At 37.4% G+C, this 7,691-nt stretch carries 6 protein-coding genes; 4 read left to right on the top strand and 2 right to left on the bottom strand.

What is annotated here, in order from left to right; all coding sequences use genetic code 11:
• The first annotated feature begins 90 nt into the window (after positions 1 to 90).
• The 3 genes from hydA (at position 91) to AC0KTX_RS16160 (ending at position 3,578) form a co-directional block, all read left to right on the top strand.
• Entirely contained in the window at positions 91 to 1,473 is a 1,383-nt protein-coding gene (gene hydA / locus AC0KTX_RS16170; protein ID WP_474253108.1) for a dihydropyrimidinase, read from the top strand.
• A 68-nt stretch (positions 1,474 to 1,541) separates the two neighbouring features.
• Positions 1,542 to 3,032: an NCS1 family transporter gene (locus tag AC0KTX_RS16165; RefSeq protein WP_474253107.1), complete on the top strand. Its 1,491-nt coding sequence runs from the start codon at positions 1,542 to 1,544 to the stop codon at positions 3,030 to 3,032.
• A gap of 318 nt (positions 3,033 to 3,350) precedes the next feature.
• Positions 3,351 to 3,578, top strand: coding sequence for a hypothetical protein (locus tag AC0KTX_RS16160; RefSeq protein ID WP_094245144.1), 228 nt, complete (start codon positions 3,351 to 3,353; stop codon positions 3,576 to 3,578).
• A gap of 429 nt (positions 3,579 to 4,007) precedes the next feature.
• Here the strand turns inward: AC0KTX_RS16160 and AC0KTX_RS16155 are convergent, their stop codons facing one another.
• Positions 4,008 to 4,913, bottom strand: coding sequence for a M23 family metallopeptidase (locus AC0KTX_RS16155; RefSeq protein ID WP_474253106.1), 906 nt, complete (start codon positions 4,911 to 4,913; stop codon positions 4,008 to 4,010).
• 369 nt (positions 4,914 to 5,282) lie between these two features.
• On the bottom strand, positions 5,283 to 6,038 hold the full coding sequence (locus AC0KTX_RS16150) for a 3'-5' exonuclease (RefSeq protein ID WP_474253109.1): 756 nt from the start codon (positions 6,036 to 6,038) through the stop codon (positions 5,283 to 5,285).
• 139 nt (positions 6,039 to 6,177) lie between these two features.
• Between AC0KTX_RS16150 and AC0KTX_RS16145 the strand changes: the two genes are divergently transcribed.
• Positions 6,178 to 7,194 (top strand): transposase, encoded by a 1,017-nt coding sequence (locus tag AC0KTX_RS16145; RefSeq protein ID WP_474253105.1) that lies wholly within the window; start codon positions 6,178 to 6,180, stop codon positions 7,192 to 7,194.
• Positions 7,195 to 7,691: the final 497 nt, after the last annotated feature.

The following is a 7,691-nucleotide window of genomic DNA, read 5'->3' as shown; positions in this document are numbered from 1 at the left end:
TGAAGAAGCTATTATGTGTTAGCGAAATTTAAAGAAAACGCGAGAATTTTGAAGAAAATTAAAGTTTATAGAGGGAGGATGAATGTAAAAATGACAAAAATTATAAAAAATGGAACGATTGTTACCGCAACGGATATGTATGAAGCAGACTTGCTTATTAAAGATGAGAAAATTGCGATGATTGGTCAAAATTTAGAGGAAACAGGCGCTGAAGTGATTGATGCAAAAGGTTGTTATGTATTTCCGGGTGGTATTGATCCCCATACCCATTTGGATATGCCGTTCGGAGGTACGGTGACAAAGGATGATTTCGAATCCGGGACAATTGCAGCAGCTTTTGGTGGAACAACGACCGTCATCGATTTTTGTTTAACAAATAAAGGAGAGCCGTTGAAAAACGCCATTGAAATTTGGCATAACAAAGCGAAGGGAAAAGCAGTTATTGATTACAGTTTTCATTTAATGATTAGTGAAATTACAGATGAAGTGTTGGAAGAACTACCGAAAATCATTGAAGAAGGAATCACATCTTTTAAAGTGTTTATGGCTTATAAAAATGTATTTCAGGCAGATGATGGAACGTTATACCGCACGTTGATGTCTGCCAAAGAGCTTGGAGCGCTTGTTATGGTTCATGCGGAAAATGGCGATGTAATTGATTACTTGACGAAAAAAGCGCTCGAAGAAGGGAATACGGATCCAATTTACCACGCGTTAACACGGCCACCGGAATTGGAAGGCGAAGCGACAAATCGGGCATGTCAGTTAACAGAGCTTGCCGGTTCCCAACTTTATGTTGTTCATGTAACGTGTGCGCAAGCGGTTGAAAAAATTGCACAAGCTCGCGATAAAGGTTTAGATATATGGGGAGAAACGTGCCCTCAATATTTGGTGCTCGATCAATCATATTTAGAAAAACCTAATTTTGAAGGCGCGAAATACGTTTGGTCTCCTCCGCTTCGCGAAAAATGGCATCAAGAGGTGTTATGGAACGCATTGAAAACCGGTCAGCTTCAAACGTTGGGATCTGACCAATGTTCGTTTGATTTTAAAGGACAAAAGGAACTTGGACGAGGAGATTTTACTAAAATTCCAAACGGAGGACCGATTATTGAGGACCGAGTCAGCATCCTTTTCAGTGAAGGAGTGAAGAAAGGAAGAATTACTTTAAACCAATTTGTCGATATTGTGTCTACAAGAATTGCCAAATTGTTCGGGTTATTTCCCAAAAAAGGAACTATTGCAGTAGGTTCTGACGCAGATTTAGTAATTTTTGACCCGAATATTGAAAGGGTAATTTCAGCTAAAACACACCATATGGCTGTTGATTACAATGCGTTCGAAGGAATGAAAGTAACGGGTGAACCGGTATCCGTTTTATGTAGAGGTGAATTTATTGTCCGTGATAAACAACTTGTGGCAAAGCCAGGCTATGGACAATTTTTAAAACGTAAAAAATATAGAACGACGTGAAAAAATACAGAATTTTCCAAGTTACTGATAAATTGAAAAAATTAGAAATTTTTAAAAGGAGTGATATGATGAGCAATAAATCTAATTATTTAAAGTCCCCGGACCTTTTACCGGTACCTTACAACCGAAAAACTATTGGAAAATTAGGATTTGCTTTTATTTGGGTAGGGATGGCGGTAGTACTTGCAGCATTTGCGATCGGTGGTGCTGGGGTTCAAAATTTATCTCTTTTTTGGGTCATTTTAGCAACTGTTATTGGCTCAATTTTAATTGGTTTATGTATGACGATTATTGGCGATATCGGTATTGAGCATGGATTATCATTTCCTGTGTATATGAGAGCGCCATTTGGGACGATTGGCACACATATTCCTTCTTTGATTCGTGGTTTTGCAGCTTCCTGCTGGTTTGGCATTAATACGTATTTTGGCTCAACGGCTATGAATGGGATATTAAATATTTTATTTGATTTTGATAATTGGTTAATATGCTATATAATATTTGCTCTTGTACAGTTAATTAATACAGCATTGGGAATTAAGGCGATTGAACGTTTTGCAGATCTGGCTGCACCAGTTATTATCATTATTTCAGTTTGGATGTATACAACTTTGTCGGACAAAGCATTGGAAGAAGGACACCATATTTGGTCATGGGTGGAACATCCGGTTACTGGCGGAGCAGCTGTCACAGCCTTTATCATCGTTATTATGAGCAATATGGGATTTTGGTCTACACTGGCTGCAGATATGCCCTCCATATCAAGATTTATTAAAGCGCCAAAATATGAAAGAAATTGGTTTAAGCGAAATCAAGCATCAATTATTGGTAATATAGTAGCTTTGACGATTACACAAACATTTATGGTAGTTATTGGCGCGGTTTCCTATATTGCGCTTCAAAATTATGATCCGGTTTTTGCCCTTCAACAATCGGCCGACGGTTTGATTCTTGGAATTCTTTTGATTATGATTGTTCTGGCACAATGGTCTACCAATACATCCGCCAATATTGTTCCAGCAGCGACAATTTTTTCTAATGTTGGAGGTCCGAAATTCCCGTTTTGGGCAGGGGTATTTGCTGCAGGTATTATCGGAACGATGGTACAGCCTTGGAGTTTATTTGACATCATTATTTCGGCCCTATTAATTTGCGGAGGCATATTGTCAGCCATAGTAGGGATTTTATTTGCAGACTATTATTTATTGCGCAAGCGTCGTGTTAATGTGTATGACCTTTATAACGATCATGGGCAGTATCGCTATTTCAAAGGGTTTAATCTTGCAGGATTTATTGCTTGGACTATTGGTGGAACCGCAGCTTCTCTCCTCATAAACTATTCGTTTGTGGTCGGATTCGTCGTCGGTGCAGTATGTTATTATTTCTTAGCAAAGTACTGGTGGTTTCAAAAATATAAACAAGCTGAAATTGAAGATCCAGATGATGAAAAATATTTAGGAATAACAGTTGGAAGGGATTGGATCATAGATGAAGAACCGATAGAAGCCTCTGATGTCGTTACCGTAAGTACGAATGCAAATAAGGGTGTCAATATATAACACCAAATAGCACGATCAAAATGAATTATTCTCAAAATCACAATATTTATCAAATTATTTACAAAAATATACTACAGTTGTTTTGTTTTCCGCTGAGGTGGGGATATACCCCACCATTCTCACTTATCGTGGGTGCAGGACGAAGGAATGTGTGGCTTTCAGTCTATGAGATAAGCGATTGAGAGTATTGTGAAGATTTAATTACATCAAATGGGTTGTTAGTATCCTCTAGTAGCAAATAAATGGCTGTGAATTAAGCATTTATAAGAAATCGAGAAATCAAAGAGATAATTGCGCTTTATTGAGGGAGGTATGTCGATGTCTTCACATCAAGAATTTCTGGAAGAAAAGGATAAAATTGATTATTTGCTTCAACAAGGGTACTATATAAAAACTGTTAGAGAAAATTTAAGTGGAGCTTTCGTCGAATTCGAATTAAAAATTCCAGACCCTTCAGGTAAAAAGGACGCTACTCAAATACTGCATATTAAAAATGCGGATGCTCGTAAGTATTTTTCATCCTTATTAATGAAACAAGCTCAGTAGTTTACTTAAGAGAATTGTTTCAAGAGATGAATATAAATTTTTACATGCATTCACATTCAAACAAAAAGAAATATGAAGACAGACACATGAGACATGTGTGGCCGTGTGTTTTGCAGGTCGTTCTAAATGAAAAAGCAGGTTCCCGGTAAGGGGTCAACCTGCTTCTTTTGTTTGTGGAGGCGAAAGCGGTTTTGGGTTGCATGAATTGAGGCCGATAACAATCGTCTTTTTCATTCGTAAATCTTGTCGTTGTTTGCTTCCATTTTCTTGCGGACTCATCGTAAGTAATTAAGTTGATCGGCTAGGCGATTGATCTTCAGCTTGTTGTTTAGCGACTGCTTTGACTCGTTTTCTTTTGCAAGCTCTGTTAGCATGATTTTGTTCTTGAAACTTTCTCTTTGTTGAGCTCATGTTTTAAATAAAGAAGCGCTAATTCAACCATACTAGTTGATTCCAAACGAGAAACCGACCGTCGAATCGTATCGGCACTCCTTTACCGTCTCTTTCGGCATGGATGTGCAAATGCGGTTCCGTAGTATTTCCCGAATTGCCAACATTCCCGATCTGTTGTCCTTCTTGCACCTTTGCCCCTTTACTGACCATAATACTTCCTGTTTTCATATGGGCAATAAAAATCACGGCATCTACATTTTCACATGTTAGCGCAACATAGTTACCTTCCGGATTTTCATGATCCGTATTCGGAGGTGTCAAGTCAGGCAAGCGATCTCTCACTTCCACCACTTCACCGTCGCACGGACTATACAGTGCATCGCCGTATATCGCATACTTTTCGAGGTTTTGCGGATACAAGCCATTTGCTCGAGTGCCGAAGCGGTTCAGTTTGACGATGTCCAAAGCGTATTTCTGGGGAGGATAAGAACTGTGGTAATTCATCTGCACATGACTTCCCCCGTGTCCGACATAATAGATACCGTTTTTTAAAGGAAAAGACAGTTCAATTGCCTCTTCTTGTGACGTATAACTGCTGAAGACAAATACGTTATAGATGCCGATTATGAGAATGAGCACAACGTAGATTCCTATAGACATTTTTTGTGTGCCACTAAAAGTTGTACGGAACGGCAAAGTACGTGTTTTTTTCCATGACCGGTAAACGGCGACAATGAGTAAAACTAGCTCTATATACCGGAGGTAATAACCTATCCAATCCCAACTGCCTGTCTGAAAGAGCCACACGATGATCAATGTGGTTGAAAGCATCTGTATAAACCATTCAAGCTTACTCTGAAAAGCCTTTTTCCAAAGTGAATAGATAAACATGACAGGCAAAACGAGTTGGATAGCAAATAAGTAAATAATTATTTCTAACATTAGATTACCTCTTTTTTTGACTTGTTGACCCTTTTCCTGCGATCATTTTTTATTACAATATTTGGAAGGGTTGTGACGCCCACATCACCGTTATATTGAGGGACAATTGACGCTTTTTGAGTTTCAAGCCCTTATCCCTTCCTTGGTAACAGTATAGTTTATATTACTTTTACTGTCCAAATTCATTAAAGGGATTATAAGGAGTTGAAATGACAATTTAAAAAATTGTAGAGGGGAAGAGCAATGAAAGAGAATGGGGAAAGGGCACGTCCTTAAGGATTGCTTTAATGGACGTTGTCCCTTTCGTTTTAGATATAAGGAGTATTGTAAATTTTTCACGGAAAGAAGTCTTTCCCACCACCACCGGCATTAGCGCAGGTGGTGGGAGGATGTCACATTTGTCGGATGTTTTGTTGATAACGCTTCTAATATGAAACGGGATTCATTGGCTTTGTTGTTATGGTGTTTTTGAGGAGCCGATAAATAAAGGGATTCTTTGGCTTGCGTAATGGCGACATAACAGAGTCGCCGTTCTTCCTCGATAGCTTCGTCGAATTTGCTAATGTTTTTTTCTTTTGCTTTCTTCGATGGGATCCGGTCTTCCTGTTCTTCTGCGTTTAAGGCGGCTTTATGCGGAAGAATGTTTTCGATGACACCAATTAAAAAAACGGTATCGAATTCCAATCCTTTGGCTTGGTGAATCGTCATCAATTTTACTACATCGGCATCCGTTTGACGTAAGTGGTTCATTTTTTCCTTCCACTGAATGGATTTATCAATGAAATTTAAATAATCTAAGATTGTTTGATGTTTTCTTGCTGAAATTTCCAACTCGTTTAACATTTCAACAATCATTTCTTTGTGAAAGGTTAAGCTTTTTCGTTTGTTCATTTCTAAATATTTGTCATACTCAAAAGCTTCGCCTTTTCGGATCGTTTGAATCGCTTGATGGGGGGTATATTTTTTTAAATTTTTAAGCCAAAGCAATTTTTTCTCTAACGATTTTTGTTGAAATGGCTTCAGTTGATTGAACAGCATCTGAATCACTTTTTGCACCTTGTTTGGACACGTTTTTTGATGCATTTCTTCTTCAATGGCAATGTGCTCCAAACATTTAGCAACCACATCTTTTTTTAGATGAGCATTTTGCAGATTTTTTAACCCAAGAGTGACAAGGTTTTTAACGAAATAAAAAAGGACTTCACCCCTTATTTGTAGAATTTTGAAGTGACCCAAAAACAAAATTCATAAGGAGGAAGTCACTTTGTATATTCTACAAGAAAGTCTATTTTCCTTTGAAGAATTGCAAATTTTAGAGTCAAAAGAGAAATTACCGATCTTTTTTAGTGCTCTAGATTTGCGTCCTTATGCTAAACAATTGAAAAGTTCTTCACCCCAAGGGGCTGAAGGCCATTGTAGAGAAGGGATATTAAGGGCTCTTATCGCCGCCCCATTAGAAAAAATTGATACCTTCACTGAACTTCACAATCGTTTAAAAAATGATGTGCGCTTTCGATACCAATGTGGATTAGATATTAGTCGTCCGCATACAGGCAATGCAAATTGGGGTGCTAAGTTTGATTCATTTGGCAATAAAATTACTTGGTTTGGTTATAAGATGCACCTTTCAGTTGATACCAAAAGCGAATTGCCGATGGCAATTGAAGTAACCCCCGCTCATATGAATGACGGAGATGTTGCCCCACAATTAATTGAGCAAGTCAACCAATGTGTAAAAACGAAAATCGAATATTTGATTATGGATGCAGGCTATGACCAACTGAAAAACTACGAATCCGCTAAGAACATCGGAGCACAAGCAATCATCCCATTGAACTTGCGTAATGAAAAAGAACCTCCAGCAGGAATCGCTTCAAATGGAACCCCACGTTGTTCTATGGGATACAATATGACTTATTGGGGATCCGAAAAGAACCAACTTAAGTTTCGGTGTCCCCATGCGACTGGAAAAGTTGATTGCCCCTTGGGCATGACTGCCTGTTCGTCTTCCAATTATGGGATGGTTGTAAAAGTAAACACTCTTAAAGATTTACGAAGATATTCGATTCCTCATCGTGATACTAAGCGTTGGAAAGAACTATATAATGAACGAACGAGTGTAGAACGCTGTAATTCAAGAATGAAAAGTTATTTAACCGCAAATTCTTTACACATAAGAGGAATTGAAAAAGTAAAAACCCATATCTATTTAAATGCAATTGTGTTAATAGCTTCAGCACTAGCAATGAACAAGCAAAGTAGAAAGCAAATTGTTATTTAAAAATAATAAAAATTCATAAATTCTGTAAGTATGCTCAAATTTGTGGATTGATCCCTTTCTAAACTTTATCAAAATTAAAAATTATTGTAATAAAACATCTGATTATAATCAGCATTTTTTAAACGCTTTTTTTGTAGAAAATCAAATTTTGCAAAACACTCAGTTTTGAAAAAGTTGTTGGATCGATCTCTTTCAATAGTTCATTTATTGTGGATTGTGTGGTATCCCTATCCATCATAGTTTCTCCTTATTCTTAGGATTTGGATAGGACTGCCAATCCTAATTATAAGGAGTTTTTTTTATATCCAAAAAGATGAAATTTAACATAAAATTGGCTTGACAAATTAAATTAAAATTAACTTAATGCAATGCTACTGTTTTAACATAGTTTTCATATCATCATTGTCACTAACGATGTTTTATAATGCTCCCATAAGGTGAGACACATGAGCGTGATAAATAAGTTATAATGATACCATGAAAAAAAGAAACCGATA

Source organism: Aeribacillus sp. JST-2, from assembly GCF_056032925.1.
This window is presented reverse-complemented; position numbering and strand designations above follow the sequence as displayed.

What these genes read in the sequence shown, in the direction of transcription:
- hydA (WP_474253108.1), top strand. Translation starts at nt 91, where the DNA reads ATGACAAAAATTATAAAAAATGGAACGATTGTTACCGCAACGGATATG.
- AC0KTX_RS16165 (WP_474253107.1), top strand. Translation starts at nt 1,542, where the DNA reads ATGAGCAATAAATCTAATTATTTAAAGTCCCCGGACCTTTTACCGGTA.
- AC0KTX_RS16160 (WP_094245144.1), top strand. Translation starts at nt 3,351, where the DNA reads ATGTCTTCACATCAAGAATTTCTGGAAGAAAAGGATAAAATTGATTAT.
- AC0KTX_RS16155 (WP_474253106.1), bottom strand. Translation starts at nt 4,913, where the DNA reads ATGTTAGAAATAATTATTTACTTATTTGCTATCCAACTCGTTTTGCCT.